This window comes from Hymenobacter sp. R533113, from assembly GCF_056835965.1.
Genome location: NZ_JAKWBD010000001.1, coordinates 969,321 through 988,200, shown reverse-complemented (window position 1 = coordinate 988,200; position 18,880 = coordinate 969,321). Strand labels below are relative to the sequence as shown.

The following is an 18,880-nucleotide window of genomic DNA, read 5'->3' as shown; positions in this document are numbered from 1 at the left end:
GTTAAAGTACGGGCAAATTTGCCCCCCAAGGTTTACAGCAAGGGAACCTGCTGAGGTCCAAGTCTGGGTTATAACAGTTGTTGAAGTAGTCAGTGCACACCGTACAGTGGCTTGATTTCCAGGTTTATGAAGCAGTTAAGTTGAGAATTATTTCCAAACCCAGGTAAGGCTGCGATTATTCAAGCAGGCCGTGCTCAACGGCATATTTAACTAAAGCCGCCGTGTTTTTTACTTGCGTCTTTTCCAGGATATTCTGGCGGTGCGTTTCCACCGTACGCCTGCTGACGAATAGCTTTTCAGCAATAGCATTGTTGGTGAGTCCTTCCGCGATAAGCCTGAGAACCTCCAGCTCCCGGTAAGACAAACCATCAACTTTCTTAGTATCTGTCGAAACTTCCGGGTGAAGGACTTTTTGCAGCAGTGCAAGACCAATGTCGCTGCACAGAAAGCGCTTACCGGCCGCAACAGCGCGAATGGCCGCGATTATTTCGGCCTGATCCGCGCTTTTGAGCATGTAGCCCGATGCGCCGGCCTCCATTACCTGCCCCACGTACCGCTCATGCGCCAGCATCGTGAGTATCAGCACGCGCACCTCCGGAAACCGCTGCCGCAGCAAAGGCAACGTAACGAACCCATCAAGCACCGGCATTTGCAGGTCCATCAGCACAATATCGGCGGAAGTAGTAGCTAGGCGGTCTAGTAGCTCTTGCCCATTGCTGGCATCGCCTACTACAAGCAGTTCGGGAGCGCCCGTTAGCAGGGCTCTCATTCCATCCCGAATAAGCGAGTGGTCGTCGACTAAGAACAGGCGAATCATGGGAGGGAATGTAAGTAAACTTCCGAACCACCCTACAGAGCAGCTAGCTAAGCCACCCTTTTCTCCCGCATTTCTACATGAATATAACTAATTGCGAATGAGCTAAAAAACAATTCGTAGCAGTAGGCAATTTAAAAGATCAGAGTGATTGAAGTTACTAAAATAAGCACCCCCACCCTTTTCAAAACGAGTATAGGCAGCACTAAAGTAACCGGGCCGGAGACCTGCAAGATTGACCTATATCACTTTAGCCCAGTATTATCCGACACTCTGCACTCCGTAACGATGACTACTATTTTATCTGACCGACTATCGGCCGCCTTACACTTAACGGACCGCCTCTGGCACTTGCGCGGCGACGACGCCCTACTGCTGGCCGTTGACCGGGGCGGCGTTGCAATCGGCTCCGTGCTCGCGCGCTTACTGGGCTTCCCGCTGGAGTTTCTTTCTACTATGGATAGCTTAAGTAGTGAAACAATGGAGGAGAATACTGCTTCAAATGGGCTACTTGCGGGCGCGCCTACGCAGCCCTCATCACATAAGGGCCAAACGCTAATCGTGGTGGGCGACGGCATGGCGGCTGAAACGCAGCTGGTAGCGGCTTTACGTATTGCCCGAGCCCGCAAGCCAGCGCTGTTGGTAGTAGCTCTGCCCGCGGCGACGCCCGCTACTACCGCGCGCCTACGGACTATGGTCGACGCGGTGATCTATCTGCAAAGCCCCCGCACGCCCAGGCGATGCGGGAATTTTATGAGAAGTTTCTTCCGGTGACGGATGCCGAGGTGGCCGAGGCATTGCGCGTGGCTAACTCCTGAGCGTTAGCCTTTATAGCCATTCGTATCCGCTGCTTTATACACCAGCCACACTACTTTAGCGCTGGAGCTTACGGAGGGCCAACAGACACAAGGCCACTGAGCCCGCCACCCGGATCTGGCCGCTAAGAATCATACTTTCTATTTCTGCGAGTGGCGCGGTCAGTACTTCAATGTTTTCGGTTGGGTCCAGGTGCTGCGGGGCTACCAGGCGCACGTTGCGGGCCAGAAAGAAGGAAGTAGTGTTCGTGTCTTTGGTGGGGTTGTCATTTACTTCCAGCAACAGCTCTACCTCGTCGGAGGCATAGCCGGTTTCTTCCAATAGCTCGCGCTTGGCCGCTTCCAGGGGGGCATTTTCATCATCGTCTATCACCCCACCGGGTACTTCAATGAGTATCTGGCCGATGCCGTGCTTGTACTGGCGAACCAATACGACTTGCTCGTCCTCGGTTACGGCAAATATCAGCACCACGTTATGGCGCACACTCACATAATAATCGTCAAGCTGTTGTCCATCGGGCAGTTCTACATGGTCGCGACGAACTTTATACCACGGATGATCAAAGATCAGCTCCGATTTAAGCGTCTTCCAAGGCTCAATCTTTTTGGTCATGTTGGGTTTGTTATAAAACAAATGGCAAGGTACTAAACGAGTTTGTAGCTCTGCATTAGGAAGCGCTATCAGTTGTATTGACAATTTCTTTCCGTTGCTTCTGGTGCAGATGACTCCAGGCAGCACCAATCGACGCTGTATCCGCAGGCGTTTTGGCTAGATTACTGCAACAATGGCGACTAACTAAGTATATTGAATTGTTGTTCTTGTTGGCGCTTGTCCGGAGCCTTTCAGACTATTAACCTCAAGTATAACTTTCTCCAGCGGGCAGTAGATGCGCTGACGCCCGCTACTTCTTTGCTTGTTATTATCTTCCCAATTTGTGAGCATCGCTACTCAGTATTTCCACAACGCTGCCGCCGCCATCACCTACCACGCGCCGGGCTATCTGCGTGTTACGTGGCAACCAACGCCTATATCAATGGCCGATTTGCAGGCGATATATGAGCACGTACTACGAGCTATGCATTATTATAGCACCACGCAGCTTATGAGTGTGCACGGGAAGCGGCCACCTATGCCAACGCAGACTCAGGAGTGGCTTACCATTCAGTGGGTGCCGCGGGCTATTACGGAGGCTGGCTACGACAGATGCGCCATAGTAGAAGCCGAAGCGCCCCTAAGCAGGCTCGCGGCTCGCTCCGTTGGCAATGGCCTGACACATAAGTTGCGCTACAACTTTTTTTCAACAGTACAGGAAGCGGCCGAATGGCTACAAAAAGCCTAGTAAACTAACTGATACCCAAACTTTCCTCGCTCTGCTCGTCCGCCGCCAGGCCCCGATGATACACGTATTCAGTGACGCTAGCCATAAGCGCCTGACTGCTCAGGGTAAAATACGCATTCTCAGTGCGGGTGCGAAACGGAAGAATAGAAGCCGTTACCTGCTGCCCTACCCACTCCTCCCCCAACGGGCCGCTGGCAGGTGAGCCGTAGAGCCGAATAAATTCTTGCCGCAGACCGGCTATTACATCATTGCCGGTGGCCAGTAAGTCGATGCGGTAGAGCTGCTGGTCGAAAAAGCGGTAGTGAATCTGCCGAAGCGGATAGTTTAAGTACAGCGGCTCCTCCAGCTCACGGGCATAAGTGGCTATGCGCGGGTCATGTAGCACCGATACGAGCACCAGCCCGCTCAGGTCGTTTACTTTCTGTCCAAACCGAACCTCACGAAAGCCATTCTGCTGATCAAGATAGCGCGTGCTGCCTACCATTACTTCTTTACTGTTATTATAGGTAGGAACGACAGTCTTGCAAGGGCAAATATATAATTTTTATGGGTCGCAGCAAATGTTAACTAATACAAATCAGGCAGTCGATTACTTACTATAGTAGTGACTAAAATTGACTTAAAAGCTACTATAAGAGGTTTTAGTAGTCGTTTAGCAACTAGCTATTACTTTTAGTTCGCTTTTTTACTATCCGTTCAGCTTGTTTTTATAATCCAATATTATCGAGTTACCGTATAGAAGGCTAAATCCTTTTTTTCCTAATTCAATTGTAATGAAAAAGTCTTTGCTGACTACCCTCACGTTCGCTTTAACTGTAAGCCTGATTACGCCGGTCCTAGCCCAAACCAACGCCAAAACCAAGTCGGACGCCGACAAGATTAAAACCAAGGAAGACGGCAACATGTCGAAGACCAAGATGGCCGACGATGGGAAGATGAAAATGAAGGGGAAGACGGCCGCCGGCGACAAAATGAAAGCCAAGGGCAAGCCCGGCAAAGCCGCCGAAACGATGGTAAACGCCGCCGACCTGCCCATGAGCAGCGCCGAAGGTGTGATGGTGGGCGGCGCCATGATGGTGCCGAGCAAAGACATTGTCGACAACGCCGTGATGTCGTCGGAACACGGCACGCTGGTGGCGGCTGTAAAGGCGGCTGGCTTGGTGGAAACGCTGAAAAGCGCCGGACCTTTTACCGTTTTTGCCCCTACCAACGCTGCCTTCGACAAGCTGCCCGCTGGTACGGTAAACACCTTGGTAATGCCCGAAAACAAAGCCAAGCTCACCACCATTCTAACGTATCATGTAGTGCCCGGCGCCGTACGCGCCGCAGACCTGCAAAATGGCCAAACCTTAACCACCGTGCAGGGCGAAACCCTGACGGTGATGAAAAGCGGCACCAGTGTAATGCTGAAGGACGCGAAAGGCGGCATGGCCACCGTGACCACCGCCGATGTGATTTCCAGTAATGGCGTGACCCACGTTATCGACAGCGTGTTGATGCCGACCAAATAGTCTGCTGCTAGTAATTTACAAAAAAGCCCCCCAGAGTAGTCTGGGGGGCTTTTTTTGTGATCAGTCGGCTTGGGGCAATGCAGCGGCAAGCCAGGCTATTGTAAGGTTAGCTTCATGTTGAAAGTTTCTGCTAGCCTACCCTCGAACAAAATATTTTTTAGGGCGGCAACAGTTGTTGAGTAAGCGTTTTGCGTAGAAAGAGGATACTGTCCCAAACAGGCTGTCAACCTCTACCTACCTATGAAAGATTCTTCGAAAAACGCCCCCCAGAACCCCGACGAGAAGCCCCCACGTCGGACTACGCAGAACCAGCCGGCCACTACCGCTGACCCGAACGCCGCATTTCCCGGAACGTCCGATGAGCATCGGCCCGGCGAAAACCTCTATACGCTGCCTGAGATGCAGGAGCCACAGCCCCGCAACCCCTCGAAGCCGCAGGATACGCCGGCTAGTGAGCCTGCCGATGCCCAAACGTCGATGCTGGACCGCGAAACCCACGGTCAGCTCCTCGACGAGCCGGCGCCGGATGGCAAGTCCGGTATCAGCGACAGCGTAATCAACCCGCTTATTGCGCAGTCGAGCCGCCTCGAAGACAATAACCGCGGCGAGTAAACCGCTTTTCTTACCGTTGGATAAAGCCTGCCGGCAACGCGAACTCTGGAGTTCGCGCTGCCGGCAGGCTTTACTTTGACACTAAGTCTTGGTATTCGGCTTGATGGCGTTCAACGAAGGCCGCCACAAAATGGCAGCTGGTATGCACCTTGAAGTGTTGGTCGCGGGCGTATTGCAACGCAGTGCGGGCCATTTCTTCACCCACGCCCTGGCCGCGCAGGTTTTCATCTACGAACGTATGATTGAAATCAATGCTGTCGGCAGTGGGTTTGCTGTACGCCAGCTCCGCCTCATAGCCGTGCACGGTAGCGTAAAATGACTGGTCTTGCTCATTATGAGTGACGGAAATGGCCATGTGCGTAAGAATAGTAACTGTAGAAAAGTAAGCCTGGCCGTGACTAACAAGCAGATCGGGCTGCTATTCATTACGCGGCCGGGGCCAAATGGGTGGAATTTTGTTGACCCTTAAACCATCCTTTTGCGTACTAGCCAACTAGTTGCTTGATACCAAGTGTCTTGCTTCACTCTCACACTTCATACCACCTGCCCTATGAAAACACAAGAAGATAAGCCAGATACGGACGACAATAACAACCGTTCGCTGGCCGAAAACGAGAAGTTAGGCGCTAAGCTAGCCCATGAAAATCCGGAGAACACTACCGGAAGAACAGCTGGCAAAAACGCCGTGCCCCAGACCTCGCGGGATACGCCCAACTACGGCGACTTTGGCCACGCGCCCCTCTCGGATGAGGAAATGAATGGCCCGGTGGCCGCCGGCACGAACCCCGACGGTGCCGGTGCCGCTGCGCCGAGTACGCCAGCCCCCGACCAGCGTGGCTCGGTTCCTCAAAACCTAAACAATGAGGTCGTGCAGGCTACCATGAACGACGAAGCCGACGACCGGCGCGAGGCCGCCAAGCTCGACGATCCGCGCTACGGCAGCGGCACCCGCAACTGGGAAACTGCTGAGCCCGCCAACCGTACCACCCAAGCTGACATTGATACGGACGAAGAATATCGGCCCGCTGCCAACTAAGCTGATTCTGTTTTTTGGAAAAAGCCGGGCGTCGCGAGCTGCGAGGCCCGGCTTTTTCTTTCACTTTGAATTTGCACTCCGATGAAAACGCCCGAAGAAAAAGCCAGTAAGCAACAGATTAACCCCGCCGCCACTCAGCCCACCGACGCACCCCGCGTAGATGCCGCCTCCGACGAAAGCGCCGGCTCAGCCGCCATGCTGGACGCCGCCACGCACGGTCAGGTGTTGGATGGCACCACCCCTGACCCCGACACTTCCGACATGACCGATGAGCGCATGAACCCCGGCGCGGAGCAGGTGTCAGACGAAGACTAGTATCGTGCACTCACAAAAAAGCCCCCCAGACATATGCTGGGGGGCTTTTTTGTGAGTGCACGATACTAGTTTAATCTTAAAGCTGCTAACCAACTTTGCCTGTCGGCGCAGCTTATAATACACATGTAAGCAAGCTGAATTTTAAAGGTTGTTGAGGAAAAACCACACTGTCTGAAGTCCTAAGTATACTTGTGCCGATTACGCATTGCTCCCAACACTTTGCTCAAGCAACAGCGCATAAAAGCCCGCTAGCTGTCTGCCTACTCCCACTCCCACGCCCATGCCGACACTGTCACCCCTCACGGCCGCTCACTGGCCTGCGGTAGAAGCTATTTATAATCAAGGCATTGCTACCGGCAACGCCACTTTTGAAACCCAAAGCCCGACCTGGGAAACCTGGAACGCCGGACATCTGGCGCATAGCCGGCTGGTGGCCACCGATGCGGCGGGCAAAGTGCTGGGTTGGGCGGCTTTGTCGGCGGTATCGGGGCGGTGCGTGTACGGGGGCGTGGCCGAGGTAAGCGTGTACGTAGCCGATGCCGCCCGCGGGCAGGGCGTGGGTCGGCAGCTATTGAGCGCGCTGATAGATGAGTCAGAGAAGAATGGCATCTGGACCTTACAAGCAGGTATTTTTCCCGAAAACACGGCTAGTATTCGGCTCCATGAAGCAAATGGTTTTCGGGTTGTGGGGAAACGCGAGCGTATCGGCAAGCTGGCCGGCGTGTGGCGCAACACGGTGCTGCTGGAGCGCCGCAGCGCCGTGGTGGGCACTTAATACCGCGTTTGAGTTTCTTTGTCTTACTTGCTCAGAAGCTTAACGCGCTTTCCTGCTCAAACTGCTCCCCGCCTGCCTCCGGTAAGCATCCTGACTACAGCGGCGACGTATAGCAGTAGATATCTCCGATTCCTTACGCGCCTAGTATGTCCGCTCCCCTCCTACTCCTCACCGATTTTACGCCCGCCGCCGACCGCGGCCTGACGTACGCCGCCGCTATTGCCACGGAGTTGCAGGCGCCCATAATACTGCTGCACGTGCGCCGCACTTCCCTGCTCGATCCGGAGGCGTTGACCGGCCGCATTCCGCATCGAAGTGAGGGCGAAATTGCTACGGAGCTGAGTAGTCGCACGGCAGGCCTGATGGTGCCGGTCACGGTGGATATTTCCAATGATTTACTGGAAGATGCGGTAGCGGCGGCCGTAGCTCAGCATCGGCCCCAGCTTATCGTGCTGGGCCGCCCCGACTACAACAAGCCCGATGAGCTAATTGATACTACTTCGTTGAACCTGTTGCGTCATACGCCCGTGCCGCTGCTGGTAGTACCCGTTACGGCGCCAGCCAAGCCTAATCTGGGCCGCGTAACTATTGCAGCTGATAATCAGCCCTTTTCGCTGAGCCCGCAGGTAATGGAATTTGGTCAACACCTGCTGAGCGCCTTGAATGCCACGATAAACATTACCCACGTAGTGGAGCCCGAAGACGACGACACCTCGTCGCTGGCTTATCAGCAAGTTGAAAAAAGTGGCCTCACTGCTGGTTTTCAGCGCGTCACGATGCGCGGACAGCGTCACCTTCGGCCCGTAGAAGGCATTTTGACGGCGGTAGAAGAAGATGGCATGGGCTTGCTGATTTTTATTGCCCGGCAGCACAGCATTCTGCAACGGCTATTTTACCAAAGTGTATCGGCGCGGGTGGTTCGGCACAGCCGGGGCCCGGTGCTGGTATTGCCGGCTCAGCCGTAGGATTAGGCCGGAACGGGTGCTTTTTTATCTTTAGGAAGTGCGACTGCGTTTTCTCAGAAGCAGTTTGCGTTAATCCTTAACTGGCGGAAGGATGTAGAGACGCAAGATTTTGCGTCTCGCCGTTGAACGCTTCCCCCGCAAGGAGCCCAGATTGATGCGCAGGCCGCCACCCACCTGTGGCTCGTCGTTAAACGATTCTCCCGCAAGGAGACGCGAAATTTTGCGTCCATAAACCTATCTGGTAGCTGAGAAACTAAGCTAAATAGCTTCTCAGCCAGGCAGCCTACCAGCGCCAACCCAGCTGCACGCCGCCATACCAGTTTCGTCCTGGTGCGGGCTGAAAATACCGTTGGCCAAAGGCGTTCAAGTCGTTGCCAAGGCTGTAGCGCCGGTCGGTGGCGTTTTCGAGGCCAGCGAAGATGTCTGTCTCCAATTTGCCCCCCAGCACCCGCCGCCAGCCGGCGCGCGTGGCAAACGTCCAGTAGCCAGCGGCATACACCGTATTCGCGTCGTTGAGAGGAATCTGAGCCTGATGGCTGAGCGTGGGCTGCAGATAAAAACCGTGCTGCTGGCTGAAATCGAGGCCGGCGGTGAGCGTGTGCGGGGCCGTGCCGGTGAGGCGGTTACCGCTGTAGTCCTGGTCGCCCTGCTGGTAGTCGCGGAAGCGGAAATGGTTGTAGGCGTAGCTGGCCCAGGCGCGCAGGCCGGTTGGTAAGCTGTTTGCAGCAGCAGAAATGCCCCCTAAGGAGCTAGCAACGGGCCGCCACAGCCAGCCACTCAATGCCGCCTCCACGCCGCGCTGCCGGGTGGAGCCAGAATTAAAAAACACATTCACGCCCGCTTCCGTAGTGCGCGTGACAATGGTTTGTTTCAAACGGAAATCGAACAGAGCCACGTCGAAGGTGAGGCGATTATTGAACAGATTACCCCGCGTGCCCACCTCGTAACTGGTGCCGCGCTCAGCTTCCAGGTCGCGGTTGAGGCTGCCATCGGAGGGGCGAATTTCCTCCTCGCTGGGGGGCGAAAATCCGTTGCTCACGCTGGCGTAAGCCGATATCTGAGAGGTGATTTCCTTGAGCAGCGCCACACGCGGCGACACTACGGGCCGGAAGTTGCGCCGAAACGCGAAGCTATCCGGCCGTGCGGCCGCATTCGACACCCGCGCAATGCGGTAGCGCAGACCGTTTAGGCTGGCACCCGCGGTAAGCAGAAAATCGGCGGGCAGCTCCCAATCGGCCTGCGCAAAGCCAAAACCGACGCTGGTACTGATTTCGTCGTCGTAGCGCAGTGGGCCGGGCGTGCCGCGCCGGTTCTGGTAGTTGCGCGCATCCTCGAAGCTGTTCTGAAACTCGCCCCCGGCGCTCAGGCGCAGCACCCGGCCCGCCAGCGCGGCGCGGTAGCCAAACACCGAGCGCCCGCCCCAGCCCAGCGCCGTATTCCGCTCCAGATCAACCAAAAATGGGGTTTTAATAGTAGTAGCCGAGGTATACAACGTCGTCTTATTCGACCAACGGCTGGTAAACCGATAGTCGTGCGTGACGCCCAGCAGCGCCGTCCGCGAGGCGTAGCCAGCCCGCTGATCTATAGTGCCGAGTTGGGTACCTACGGTTGGCCGCGCCTGCCGCGGGTTCTGCTCAAACTGCGCTCTGGTGAGGCTGCCCGGAATCTGATAATCCAGATCAGTGTAGAGGGCATGGACCGAGATGGTGCGCTGCTCGGAAGGAACAAATTCGCCGTCCAACGTCAGCACGTCGCGGCGCAGGGCGCTGTTCTGGCGGTAGCCGTCGAGGGTCTGGCGGGTGTATTGGGCCCGCAGGCTAGCCGTGGCTGAGCCCGTTTCGGCTGTCACTGAGTAACGGCGCAGCCCGAAGCTTCCGGCCGTAAATCCGGCCTGCACCCGCGCCTCACCGGGCGTTGGCCGCCGGGTGCTCAGCAGCACCGCGCCACCAGTGCCGGCGCCGTACACGCTGCCCGCCGGACCTTTTATTACCTCAATCCTCCCAATAGAAGCCGGATCGAGCAGGTTGAGCGGACTGCTGCCGCTGGCTTCGGTGAAGGGAATATCATTATAGTAGAGCTTTACGTTGCGCACCCCAAACGGCGAACGGAGCGTGCTGCCGCGCACGCTGAGGCGGTAGCTGGCCGTGGCGCGCTCCTCTAGCCGCACGCCCGGCAGCGTATTTACAGCCTGAGTAAGCGAAGTCTGGTTGAAGCGGTCGATAACGGTGGCATCGAGTACGCTCACGCCGGCCGCCGTGCGCCGCAGCGGCAAATTCTGGCCGTAGCCGACTACCGTAGCCTCGGGCAAGCGCACGGTGCGGGCAGTATCGGGGGTTTGGGCGCGCAGAGGAAGCTGAAGCAGCAAAAGCAGCGGCAGCGGCTGGCAGTAACGAAGAAGCATGGGGGAAGTGTAGCGTAACCTTTGCCCGAACGGGAAAGCAACGGAACAGGTTAGTAAAAAAGCCCCCCAGGTCAATTTAAACCTTGAAAGCATCTCCCTATTAGGCGGTCATGCAGAGCGCAGCGAAGCATCTCGCTCGCTTCGTTGAGTTGCTACTCAGTAGAGATGCTTCGACAAGCTCAGCATGACCGCCTGCTTTAAAGCAACATCAGCACGCGAGATGCTTCGCTGCGCTCTGCATGACCGCCTATAGTGAAATCAGCTAAAGAATATTGGCTTATTCTTACCTTACATCACCTCCCTTATCACCGCCAGCTATGCTCTACATCCCGCGTCGCCACCGTCGCAAACTGCTGCTTCCGCCGGGCCTGCTGGCGCTGATATTAGTCTGGTTACCAATTACTAGGAGTTGGGCTTGCTCATGTGTGGAAACCGAGACATCAACAGCAAAAAGAATTACAAAGGCTTATGAGAAAGCTGATCTGGTTTTCGTTGGCAAAGTCATTAAGTTGGAGACTTTAGTTACCACTGACACTGTGCATGGGACGGATGGAAAAACGCGGTATGTGCAACGCGACAACCTTATTAGCTATACCTTTTCTGTTTAACGTCTGTTAAAAGGTAAAACAACTAATACTTTCGCAACTGTATTTAGCGACGCAGAGGAATCTGCCTGTGGCAGAGTATTTAAGGCAGGGACTACATATCTAGTTTATGCGAATTTGAATGACCGTCACTTTCCTAGTGCAAGCAAGGTTAAGTCCTTCTATCACACCAGCCTTTGCACCAGAACTAGGTATATAAACTTTGTTGAGGTATCGGCTCTGGAAGACTTAAGGGCAAAAACTTAAAGGCCGTTCTAACCTCTCGAAACCCAAGCTCCCGATTGTCAGTTGAATAGAACGACCTCATCTATTCAGCTATGACCATCCTTAGAAATACGCTCACGGCCGCGGCGCTCTGCTCGGCCTTTACTGCTGTTGCCCAGAACGATTATCAGAAAACCGTAACGGCTTCCTACAAAGGCAACATCTTCAAGCCCGGCCAGGTAGAAGCCACCGACGCCCGCGTAGCTCAGCTCAAAGCACCTGCCGGCTTTGCCGTTACCAAGTTTGCCGACAAGCTCGAAAAGCCCCGGATGCTAGCCGTAGCGCCCAACGGCGACGTGTACGTGAGCAACCGCGACAAAGGCACCGTCACGCTGCTGCGCGACACCAACAAAGACGGTAAAGCCGACCTCACGAAGCAGGTAGCCCAGCGCGATAATCTGCACGGACTGGCCCTGAAAGATGGCAAGCTCTACATAGCCGCCGTGCGCGAAGTGTACGCCGCCGACGTGCAGGCCGACGGCACTCTGAGCGAGCTAAAAACGCTGTACAAAGACCTGCCCGACGCGGGCCAGCACCCCAACCGCACGCTCAATTTCGGACCCGATGGCAAGCTCTACCTCTCGGTAGGCAGCACCTGCAACGCCTGCGACGAGCCCAATAAGGAAAATGCCACCCTGCTGGAAATCAAGCCCGACGGCTCGGGCCGGCGCGTGGTGGCCAAGGGCCTGCGCAACACTATCGGCTTCGGCTGGCATCCCACTACGAGAGTGCTCTACGGCTTCGACCACGGCATCGACTGGCTCGGCGACGAAGATCAGCGTGAGGAGCTGAACGAGATAAAAGAAGGCGCCAACTACGGCTGGCCTTTCGTGTTTGCCGACGGCAAAGCCAACCCCGCCGACGAGCCGCCCGGCGGCCTGACCCACGAGCAGTACGCGGCCAAAACCGAGAAGCCCAAGCTGCTCTACACCGCTCATTCGGCCCCGCTGGGCATGATTTTCAATACCGGGGGGCAATTTCCCAAAGAGTATCAGAACGATGCCTTCGTGACCATGCACGGCTCCTGGAACCGCGCCGAACCCAGCGGCTACAAAATCGTGCGCGTGCATTTCAACGACCAGGGCCAGCCCGAGAAGTTCGAGGATTTCGTGACGGGCTGGCTGGTAAATAACAACAAGGAGCAGTTTGGCCGCGTCTGTGGCATCGCCCAGCACGCCGACGGCTCCCTGCTGGTATCGGACGACGCGAACGGAGTGATTTACCGCGTGGCATATGCCGGGGCCGCGCCGGGGAACAAATCCACGAAGAAAGCACAGACGGGCCGTTGAGAATAGTTTGGCAACAGTCCATTCCAAGAGTCAGCCGCGTAGCGGCGACAGGTTTGTAGAAAACGAATACCAGAATGACCAAAGCCGCATAGCGGCGACAGAATAGCTAGGATACCCGCCCTAACTGATCTGTCGCCGCTATGCGGCTTTATTATCTCCGACGCTTTTATCTACAAACCTGCCGCCGCGCTGCGGCTATTCTGGCGTTTGCATTACCTAAAGCTGCTTGACTTACTTCAACTTCGCGACGGGCGTTTTGCTGGTCATTATGCCTTCGGGTACTGTTTGGGCGGCGGCAATGTTCTCAAGACCACCGGGTTTGGTGGCTTCGGAGCGGCCGGCGGCCAGCATGAGTTGGCCGTACTTGGCGTAGTCGTTCCAGCGGCGGCGGAAGGCGGGCTGCTCGTCGGTGGCCTTGGGGAAGTAGGCCCACTCCTCTACCAGGTTGTTAGCGCGGTTTACCAGCACTTCGTAGCGGTTCTGGGGCGTTACGCCTACGTTTTTAAAGGTCATCTGGAGGATGTCAGCCGCGGCGCCGTCCATGGTTTTGCCTTCGCCTTTATAGGTCAGCGTCACGCCGGAGTCTTTGAGCTTAAAGGGCATCACGAGCCAGTAGGAGTTGTTAATCCAGATGGGCATGAGGCGGTCGAGCACCTTTTGGCCGGCGGGCGTGGCCGAAATATCCTGGCCACGGCTGTACACTTCCCCCTTCTTGGTGTTGAGGTTGTAGTTAGCCACCAGCGTATCTTTTTCCCAATGAAAATCGCCGGTGTACTTGTCCCAGATCTGATATTGCCCCCCAAAGAAGCTCCAGGCCAGAAAGCGGGTATTGCGCCAGGCATCGTAGCCGCCCATGGCGTTCATCACTTTGTCGGCAATGGCTATAGCCTGTGGATCGGAGCCGGCTTGGTCGAACCCTTCGGCGGCCGGGTACGCGCCTTTTTTCGCCGACGCTTTTTGGGCCTGAGCCGGGCCAGATAGCAACAACCCACTAATAACGAGAGCTGCGGCCAGGCGCAGAAATTGAGAAAACGAACGCATAGCTGAGAGCAGTAAGGTGAGTGGAGGCCGCCGCGAGCGGCTGCATTGCAAGATACAGCCAAACCGGGCCTTGTGGTGAGTAGCAGGCAGTTTTGTAGTTTTGAAACATCTATGGCTGCCCTCCTACCCGACCTGCGCAAAGCTCTCCTCAACCTACCCCAGAAGGAGAAAGACCAGCTTCTCGCCCGCCTAGTGAGCCAGGATGCCGTACTCACCGAACAGCTGGCCTTTCGCCTGCTCGAAGGCCCGGAAGCCCTGGAAGACCGTCGCACGTTTCTGCGCACCCAGATCGACGACCCTATTCGCGGTTACCACCAAACGCCCAACGACTTACTGGTTATCGTGCGCCAATTGCAGGCCCGCATTAGCTACCACGCCAAAATCACGGGCGACGCGTTTGGAGAAGTAGAGCTAACGGTACGCCTGCTCAACCGTGTATTGGAACACCAACCGGCCGCCGTAGCCCGGCTGCACGGCCCCACGCAGCCGTTGCTTCAGCACCTGGCACGCCGCGCGCAGGAAGCATTGCGACAAGCCGAGAAGCTCCACCCCGACTATCACCTGGAGCTGGCCGACGCTATCAATGCGCTGCTGACCGGCTTGTGGGCGTCGGGCGCCGCGCCGCTGGCACGGGAGCTGGGCTTGCCGCCGCACTGGGGGGCTTTTTAGGGCTTGATTTCGTTATTCGGATGCGCGAAAAACGATGGGCAGCGTGTAGGACACGCGCACGGGCTGGCCATTGAGGCGGCCGGGCGTCCACCAGGGCATGATGCGAACCAAGCGCAACGCCTCTTCGTCGAGGCCGTATCCGAGACCCTTTAGTACTTCGGCATCACGAATGCGACCATCGGCATCGACGATGAAGCGCACGTGTATTTTCCCCGAAATACCCTTGTTGAGGGCAGCAGCTGGGTAGCTTATTTTGGCCCGGATAAAATGCTGAAAAGCTAGGTCGCCGCCGGGAAAGGTGGGCATCTCATCGGCGAAAAGATGAATGACTTCGGCTGGATCGGATGCGGCAGAGCCAGACGGCGCGGTGCTATCGGCGCTGGCTACGACAGGTAGTATTTGAGCTGCTGCCCAGCTATTGAGCAGCAAGCAGAAAAGCAGAATAAAAAGGCGCGACGGCATGAAGCAGCAGGTAGAATAACGCCGTAAAGCTACGGGACCAACCAAGCTCGGCAGTGACGGCTGGATTATGCTTGTGTTGTGGTTGTGTTAGTAACTGATGTTACGCGGCAACTGCACCTCTGCCTCAGAAAGAAGCTATTGCTGCTTCAGGAAACATCCTTTCCAAGCAATCGACTAATATGCCGCGTAACATCAGTTAGTAACACAGCTGGTATCCTTTATCGGGTAAAAACAGTACATAGAAACAGCTCCACTATCCGTTTCTTTTGGTGAGCCCGTGCGGGCCGCCGCTTTTGCCGAACCTGTATGTCCTATACTCCCAAACCCGAAAACATGCGCGTGCCTAACCACCTCTCCGATGCCGAGTTGCAACAAGCATTGGATGAGCTGGATAGCAAAATCAAAACGCTGCAAAACCGCGCCCACGCCACCACCGCCAGCTCCCACCACACCTACCACGAGCATGTGGCGGCCCTGGAAGTAAAGCGCGCCAAGTTGGCCGAAATGCTCGGCCCTGACACCGACAGCGCCAACCGCGCGCCCAGCACCTGGGACGAGATTCGGCGCGGCATCGATACCCTGCGCGACGATTTGCGCAACTTGATTTAAAGCGTGAGGTGGTGAAGAGTGAAGGTGCGAGGGATGAAACCAGCGCGCCTGAGCTTTCACTACTTCATCCCTCGCACCTTCACCCTTCACCACCCCACCAACTCCCTACAACCTATGAAAAACATCTTCCCGTTGGCAGCGTTGACTGCCTCCCTGCTGCTGCTGCCGGCCTGCACGGCTCAGGAAAGCTACCAAAACGCCGCCAGCTGCGCCGAAGTAGAAATTGGGATGACCCAAGACCAGGTGCGCCGCCTCATGGGGGAACCCACGGGCCGCGACACCACCGCCGCGCCCAGCCAAACATGGTCTTACCTCTTTGGCAGCGCCACCGACACCAGCCCCATCCGCATCGAGTTTGGCAACGATGGCAAGGTCAAAGCCAAAGCCTGCGCCCCCCAAGCCTCCGGCTCCGAGCGTCCAACGGGCAACTGAGAGTTTACAATTAACAAGCAGTAGTATTTCTCAGAAAGCCTCCGCGAGAACCTGACGTCTGCCTAGTATAGAAAAGCCTCTAAACTTCTTAATGCCTTTTTTATTAATGCTAACTAATTGTTATCAATAGGGTTAAGCTGTTATATGCAACAATATTTTTTTATATTTCGTCACAAAGTCATCACTAACATTATCCTACTCTCATATGAGAACTTCATCACTTTATTGGCTATTCTGCGCAGTCGTATTAACCAGTCCTAGCTGCCAAAAGGAAGATGCTTCAGACCCTACTGTACAACAAACGTGTGAACCTCAACGGATGAAGGTCAAGGATATTTCTAATGAAAACGGTGTGATATGGTTTAATAAAGCAGAACAGAGGTATGCTGTTCATTCAAGCACATCTGGAACTTTTGATAATCAAACTATAGCATTCATCTGTGGTGATCTACCCGTTAGCTTACAACAGGATGGTTTAAAAGTAACCTTCAGCGGAACTTACCGCGAATGTGAAAAGCGACCAGAAATCGGCGGTTTGAGTTATTACTATTTAGAAATATCCAAAATAGAATCAAAGAAATTTCAGTAATGCGTTATGAAAAAGACTCTACTCCTTATCCTTCTCATTTTCTCAGCGGTTGGAACTTCTTTCGCACAGAAGAAAAAATTATTATACGATCATTGGACAACTACGGTTACCTCCAATGCTGCTCGAGGAAAGTTCTCTATTGATAAAGATGGCGTTACAACCAATTTCGTAGCGCAGGGTAGCAGATGGAACAGCCGCATTCTAACCTATTTTTTTACTAACGGTACAGATGATATTGCTGGAAATGATGAGCGCCAAGCCATCAGGGATGCATTTGTACTCTGGGCACTACAAGCAGACTTGGCATTCGTCGAAGCCTGTACACAAGCGGAGGCTGATATAGTTATTTCCTGGAAAATTGGCGACCATGGGGATGGATTTCCATTTGACGGAACTAATGGTGTACTGGCCCATGCATTTTATCCTCCTCCAGGTGGTAACCCTCTACCTGGTGATATTCACTTTGACGAAAGCGAAAATTGGGTAGCACCACCCACTCCACTCTTCCCATCTATTGACTTAGTAAGCGTTGCCGCCCACGAAATTGGCCATGCTCTCGGCTTAGACCACACCACTATTTCCGGATCAGTAATGGAACGCTTCTATACTGGCCCGAACCGATCTCTTGGCCCAGACGATATAGCTGGCATTCAAAGCATATATGGTCCTTCTAATGGTAATTTTGTCGCTATTGAGGGATTTGTAGATTCATATTTATGGCGTATTAAAGCTTCCGTCAACCACGTACCGGGGGCAACCTCTTACAATTGGTACAAAAATGGGGTCATGCATAGTCAACATGGAGAATTTGTGACTATTCCAATCACATGAGGAGTTTGTGACCGCAGCTACAATATTCGAGTAGAGGCAATCAATGCTTGTGGGCTGAATATCAATGCAGAGCAGCTCTTCTATCCAGAGTGTACTGCAAATGCCGCCGTGTCAGTTTATCCAAACCCAGCAATTGACCAGTTTGCGGTTGAAACTGTTGACACTACCGGAAAGCCAGTTTCAAGCGCCTTTGAGGCTATCTTGTTCGATAAGCACTCACGAGCGCAAAAGATGGAAAGTACCCAAACGGGACGCATAGAAATTACCACGCATGATATACCAGCAGGAATATACTTCCTCGAAGTAAAGCAAGGTAAGTCAGTCTTGCGCAAACAGATTTCCATTCAAAAATAAACCTTTTTATTAGTTGCTGGCTCAACGAACTTACCTAAAAAAGCCCCCCGAAGCATCTTTGGGGGGCTTTTTCGTGCGCTATGCTTTTTCCATTCAGCCGATTTATTCACCATTAACCTGCCGCAGTTACCGTTCGCTGAAATTTCGTTTCCAGGGGGCAAATTCACGACTAGGTTTGAGTCAGTTATCCACCTCAAAACCCTCAGCCATGAACCAGTTCTCCTCCTTCCGCCAGTATTGCTACTCGCTCATCCTGCTATTGCTGCTGAGCTTCTGCCTGCCTGCACTCCTATTTGCCGCCGACAACCCCGCCGCCCACCCTTCTTTTTCGGTGAAAGTAACCGGCAAAGGTCGCCCGATGCTGCTGATTCCGGGCCTCACCTGCCCCGGCGCCGTGTGGGACGAAACCGTAGCGCGCTACCAGAAACAGTACCAGTGCCACGTAGTCTCGTTGGCGGGTTTTGGCGGTCAGCCGGCCCAGGCAGCCACGCCGGAGCATCTGCTCCAGACCGTCCGCGACGAGCTACTTACCTACATCAAAACCCAGAAGCTGAGCCGGCCAGTAGTAGTTGGGCACAGTCTGGGGGGCTTTTTGGGGCTTTGGATGAGCACCACCGCGCCAGAAGCCGTTGGCCCGCTGGTGATTGTGGATTCGCTGCCTTTTCTGTCGGCCATCCAAAACCCCGCTATGACGGCCGAAGCGGCCAGGCCCATGGCCGAAGGCATGCGCCAGCAGATGACGGGCAAATTACCGCTTGCCGCTCAGCGCCAGATGGTGGCTGGCCTGATAACCGACACGGCCCGCATCAGCCAGGCCACGCGCTGGGGCCAGGATTCGGACGTGCGCACCGTGGCTCAGGCCATGTACGATATGTACACCACCGACCTGCGCCCCGACCTAAGCCGCATTCAGCAGCCCGCGCTGGTGCTCGGTGCCTGGGCCGCCTACAAAGCGTACGGCTCGACCAAGGAGAGCACCCGCGCCATTTTCGCCCAGCAATACACCAAGCTGCCCCAGCACCGCATCGAAATGTCGGAGGCCGGCAAGCACTTCCTGATGTGGGACGACACGGCGTGGTTTTTCGCCCAAACCGATGCATTTTTGAAGCAGAACGGTATTGCCAAAAAATAGCCATTTCTCTTCGCCTTCA

23 protein-coding genes are annotated in these 18,880 nt (G+C 55.0%); 16 read left to right on the top strand and 7 right to left on the bottom strand.

All coding sequences use genetic code 11. From position 1 onward, the window contains the following. Window positions 1-175: 175 nt before the first annotated feature. Window positions 176-817 (bottom strand): response regulator, encoded by a 642-nt coding sequence (locus MKZ35_RS04630; protein WP_482512031.1) that lies wholly within the window; start codon window positions 815-817, stop codon window positions 176-178. A 285-nt stretch (window positions 818-1,102) separates the two neighbouring features. Between MKZ35_RS04630 and MKZ35_RS04625 the strand changes: the two genes are divergently transcribed. Continuing rightward, window positions 1,103-1,588 (top strand): phosphoribosyltransferase family protein, encoded by a 486-nt coding sequence (locus MKZ35_RS04625; protein ID WP_482512030.1) that lies wholly within the window; start codon window positions 1,103-1,105, stop codon window positions 1,586-1,588. A gap of 99 nt (window positions 1,589-1,687) precedes the next feature. Here the strand turns inward: MKZ35_RS04625 and MKZ35_RS04620 are convergent, their stop codons facing one another. Continuing rightward, a complete protein-coding gene (locus MKZ35_RS04620; protein WP_482512029.1) occupies window positions 1,688-2,242 on the bottom strand; it encodes an NUDIX hydrolase in 555 nt (184 codons plus the stop codon). A 322-nt stretch (window positions 2,243-2,564) separates the two neighbouring features. Between MKZ35_RS04620 and MKZ35_RS04615 the strand changes: the two genes are divergently transcribed. Next, a complete protein-coding gene (locus MKZ35_RS04615; protein WP_482512028.1) occupies window positions 2,565-2,969 on the top strand; it encodes a hypothetical protein in 405 nt (134 codons plus the stop codon). A 4-nt stretch (window positions 2,970-2,973) separates the two neighbouring features. On the opposite strand, the gene MKZ35_RS04610 is transcribed toward MKZ35_RS04615, so the two are convergent. Further along, window positions 2,974-3,453: a hypothetical protein gene (locus MKZ35_RS04610; RefSeq protein WP_482512027.1), complete on the bottom strand. Its 480-nt coding sequence runs from the start codon at window positions 3,451-3,453 to the stop codon at window positions 2,974-2,976. Between the two features lie 526 nt (window positions 3,454-3,979). Between MKZ35_RS04610 and MKZ35_RS04605 the strand changes: the two genes are divergently transcribed. Both MKZ35_RS04605 and MKZ35_RS04600 read left to right on the top strand, forming a co-directional pair. Beyond that, window positions 3,980-4,480: a fasciclin domain-containing protein gene (locus MKZ35_RS04605; protein WP_482512265.1), complete on the top strand. Its 501-nt coding sequence runs from the start codon at window positions 3,980-3,982 to the stop codon at window positions 4,478-4,480. Between the two features lie 240 nt (window positions 4,481-4,720). Next, window positions 4,721-5,092: a hypothetical protein gene (locus tag MKZ35_RS04600; RefSeq protein WP_482512026.1), complete on the top strand. Its 372-nt coding sequence runs from the start codon at window positions 4,721-4,723 to the stop codon at window positions 5,090-5,092. Window positions 5,093-5,162: 70 nt separating this feature from the next. On the opposite strand, the gene MKZ35_RS04595 is transcribed toward MKZ35_RS04600, so the two are convergent. After that, entirely contained in the window at window positions 5,163-5,447 is a 285-nt protein-coding gene (locus MKZ35_RS04595; protein ID WP_482512025.1) for a GNAT family N-acetyltransferase, read from the bottom strand. Between the two features lie 195 nt (window positions 5,448-5,642). Here MKZ35_RS04595 and MKZ35_RS04590 point away from each other — a divergent pair, with 195 nt between their 5' ends. The 4 genes from MKZ35_RS04590 to MKZ35_RS04575 all read left to right on the top strand — a co-directional run bounded on the left by MKZ35_RS04590 (window position 5,643) and on the right by MKZ35_RS04575 (window position 8,183). After that, complete coding sequence (locus tag MKZ35_RS04590) at window positions 5,643-6,128, top strand: hypothetical protein (protein WP_482512024.1); 486 nt, start codon at window positions 5,643-5,645, stop codon at window positions 6,126-6,128. Window positions 6,129-6,209: 81 nt separating this feature from the next. Next, window positions 6,210-6,443 (top strand): hypothetical protein, encoded by a 234-nt coding sequence (locus tag MKZ35_RS04585; protein ID WP_482512023.1) that lies wholly within the window; start codon window positions 6,210-6,212, stop codon window positions 6,441-6,443. A 280-nt stretch (window positions 6,444-6,723) separates the two neighbouring features. Continuing rightward, entirely contained in the window at window positions 6,724-7,218 is a 495-nt protein-coding gene (locus MKZ35_RS04580) for a GNAT family N-acetyltransferase (RefSeq protein ID WP_482512022.1), read from the top strand. Window positions 7,219-7,364: 146 nt separating this feature from the next. After that, a complete protein-coding gene (locus tag MKZ35_RS04575) occupies window positions 7,365-8,183 on the top strand; it encodes a universal stress protein (RefSeq protein ID WP_482512021.1) in 819 nt (272 codons plus the stop codon). A gap of 283 nt (window positions 8,184-8,466) precedes the next feature. Here MKZ35_RS04575 and MKZ35_RS04570 read toward each other — a convergent pair whose 3' ends face one another. Further along, a complete protein-coding gene (locus MKZ35_RS04570) occupies window positions 8,467-10,584 on the bottom strand; it encodes a TonB-dependent receptor family protein (protein ID WP_482512020.1) in 2,118 nt (705 codons plus the stop codon). Between the two features lie 922 nt (window positions 10,585-11,506). Here MKZ35_RS04570 and MKZ35_RS04565 point away from each other — a divergent pair. Then, window positions 11,507-12,742, top strand: coding sequence for a PQQ-dependent sugar dehydrogenase (locus MKZ35_RS04565; protein WP_482512019.1), 1,236 nt, complete (start codon window positions 11,507-11,509; stop codon window positions 12,740-12,742). Window positions 12,743-12,973: 231 nt separating this feature from the next. Here the strand turns inward: MKZ35_RS04565 and MKZ35_RS04560 are convergent, their stop codons facing one another. Next, entirely contained in the window at window positions 12,974-13,783 is an 810-nt protein-coding gene (locus tag MKZ35_RS04560; protein WP_482512018.1) for a hypothetical protein, read from the bottom strand. Window positions 13,784-13,894: 111 nt separating this feature from the next. Between MKZ35_RS04560 and MKZ35_RS04555 the strand changes: the two genes are divergently transcribed. Continuing rightward, on the top strand, window positions 13,895-14,452 hold the full coding sequence (locus MKZ35_RS04555) for a hypothetical protein (protein WP_482512017.1): 558 nt from the start codon (window positions 13,895-13,897) through the stop codon (window positions 14,450-14,452). A gap of 12 nt (window positions 14,453-14,464) precedes the next feature. On the opposite strand, the gene MKZ35_RS04550 is transcribed toward MKZ35_RS04555, so the two are convergent. Further along, window positions 14,465-14,914: an energy transducer TonB gene (locus MKZ35_RS04550; protein ID WP_482512016.1), complete on the bottom strand. Its 450-nt coding sequence runs from the start codon at window positions 14,912-14,914 to the stop codon at window positions 14,465-14,467. Between the two features lie 306 nt (window positions 14,915-15,220). Here MKZ35_RS04550 and MKZ35_RS04545 point away from each other — a divergent pair, with 306 nt between their 5' ends. The 6 genes from MKZ35_RS04545 (at window position 15,221) to MKZ35_RS04520 (ending at window position 18,861) form a co-directional block, all read left to right on the top strand. After that, on the top strand, window positions 15,221-15,523 hold the full coding sequence (locus tag MKZ35_RS04545) for a sll1863 family stress response protein (RefSeq protein WP_482512015.1): 303 nt from the start codon (window positions 15,221-15,223) through the stop codon (window positions 15,521-15,523). 114 nt (window positions 15,524-15,637) lie between these two features. Next, window positions 15,638-15,955 (top strand): outer membrane protein assembly factor BamE, encoded by a 318-nt coding sequence (locus MKZ35_RS04540; protein ID WP_482512014.1) that lies wholly within the window; start codon window positions 15,638-15,640, stop codon window positions 15,953-15,955. Window positions 15,956-16,160: 205 nt separating this feature from the next. Then, window positions 16,161-16,544: a hypothetical protein gene (locus tag MKZ35_RS04535; protein ID WP_482512013.1), complete on the top strand. Its 384-nt coding sequence runs from the start codon at window positions 16,161-16,163 to the stop codon at window positions 16,542-16,544. A 6-nt stretch (window positions 16,545-16,550) separates the two neighbouring features. Further along, window positions 16,551-17,375 carry a matrixin family metalloprotease gene (locus MKZ35_RS04530; protein ID WP_482512012.1) on the top strand — a complete coding sequence of 275 codons (825 nt, stop codon included), beginning with the start codon at window positions 16,551-16,553 and terminating at the stop codon, window positions 17,373-17,375. Between the two features lie 108 nt (window positions 17,376-17,483). After that, complete coding sequence (locus MKZ35_RS04525) at window positions 17,484-17,729, top strand: T9SS type A sorting domain-containing protein (RefSeq protein ID WP_482512011.1); 246 nt, start codon at window positions 17,484-17,486, stop codon at window positions 17,727-17,729. A gap of 208 nt (window positions 17,730-17,937) precedes the next feature. Continuing rightward, the gene (locus tag MKZ35_RS04520; protein ID WP_482512010.1) at window positions 17,938-18,861 is read left to right on the top strand and encodes an alpha/beta fold hydrolase; all 924 of its coding nucleotides are present in this window, start codon (window positions 17,938-17,940) and stop codon (window positions 18,859-18,861) included. The last annotated feature ends 19 nt before the right edge of the window (window positions 18,862-18,880 follow it).

Bases quoted from the DNA above. Each gene is read 5' to 3' on its own strand.
- MKZ35_RS04630 (WP_482512031.1), bottom strand. From the start codon at position 817: ATGATTCGCCTGTTCTTAGTCGACGACCACTCGCTTATTCGGGATGGA.
- MKZ35_RS04625 (WP_482512030.1), top strand. From the start codon at position 1,103: ATGACTACTATTTTATCTGACCGACTATCGGCCGCCTTACACTTAACG.
- MKZ35_RS04620 (WP_482512029.1), bottom strand. From the start codon at position 2,242: ATGACCAAAAAGATTGAGCCTTGGAAGACGCTTAAATCGGAGCTGATC.
- MKZ35_RS04610 (WP_482512027.1), bottom strand. From the start codon at position 3,453: ATGGTAGGCAGCACGCGCTATCTTGATCAGCAGAATGGCTTTCGTGAG.
- MKZ35_RS04605 (WP_482512265.1), top strand. From the start codon at position 3,980: ATGGTAAACGCCGCCGACCTGCCCATGAGCAGCGCCGAAGGTGTGATG.
- MKZ35_RS04600 (WP_482512026.1), top strand. From the start codon at position 4,721: ATGAAAGATTCTTCGAAAAACGCCCCCCAGAACCCCGACGAGAAGCCC.
- MKZ35_RS04595 (WP_482512025.1), bottom strand. From the start codon at position 5,447: ATGGCCATTTCCGTCACTCATAATGAGCAAGACCAGTCATTTTACGCT.
- MKZ35_RS04590 (WP_482512024.1), top strand. From the start codon at position 5,643: ATGAAAACACAAGAAGATAAGCCAGATACGGACGACAATAACAACCGT.
- MKZ35_RS04585 (WP_482512023.1), top strand. From the start codon at position 6,210: ATGAAAACGCCCGAAGAAAAAGCCAGTAAGCAACAGATTAACCCCGCC.
- MKZ35_RS04580 (WP_482512022.1), top strand. From the start codon at position 6,724: ATGCCGACACTGTCACCCCTCACGGCCGCTCACTGGCCTGCGGTAGAA.
- MKZ35_RS04575 (WP_482512021.1), top strand. From the start codon at position 7,365: ATGTCCGCTCCCCTCCTACTCCTCACCGATTTTACGCCCGCCGCCGAC.
- MKZ35_RS04570 (WP_482512020.1), bottom strand. From the start codon at position 10,584: ATGCTTCTTCGTTACTGCCAGCCGCTGCCGCTGCTTTTGCTGCTTCAG.
- MKZ35_RS04565 (WP_482512019.1), top strand. From the start codon at position 11,507: ATGACCATCCTTAGAAATACGCTCACGGCCGCGGCGCTCTGCTCGGCC.
- MKZ35_RS04560 (WP_482512018.1), bottom strand. From the start codon at position 13,783: ATGCGTTCGTTTTCTCAATTTCTGCGCCTGGCCGCAGCTCTCGTTATT.
- MKZ35_RS04555 (WP_482512017.1), top strand. From the start codon at position 13,895: ATGGCTGCCCTCCTACCCGACCTGCGCAAAGCTCTCCTCAACCTACCC.
- MKZ35_RS04550 (WP_482512016.1), bottom strand. From the start codon at position 14,914: ATGCCGTCGCGCCTTTTTATTCTGCTTTTCTGCTTGCTGCTCAATAGC.
- MKZ35_RS04545 (WP_482512015.1), top strand. From the start codon at position 15,221: ATGTCCTATACTCCCAAACCCGAAAACATGCGCGTGCCTAACCACCTC.
- MKZ35_RS04540 (WP_482512014.1), top strand. From the start codon at position 15,638: ATGAAAAACATCTTCCCGTTGGCAGCGTTGACTGCCTCCCTGCTGCTG.
- MKZ35_RS04535 (WP_482512013.1), top strand. From the start codon at position 16,161: ATGAGAACTTCATCACTTTATTGGCTATTCTGCGCAGTCGTATTAACC.
- MKZ35_RS04530 (WP_482512012.1), top strand. From the start codon at position 16,551: ATGAAAAAGACTCTACTCCTTATCCTTCTCATTTTCTCAGCGGTTGGA.
- MKZ35_RS04520 (WP_482512010.1), top strand. From the start codon at position 17,938: ATGAACCAGTTCTCCTCCTTCCGCCAGTATTGCTACTCGCTCATCCTG.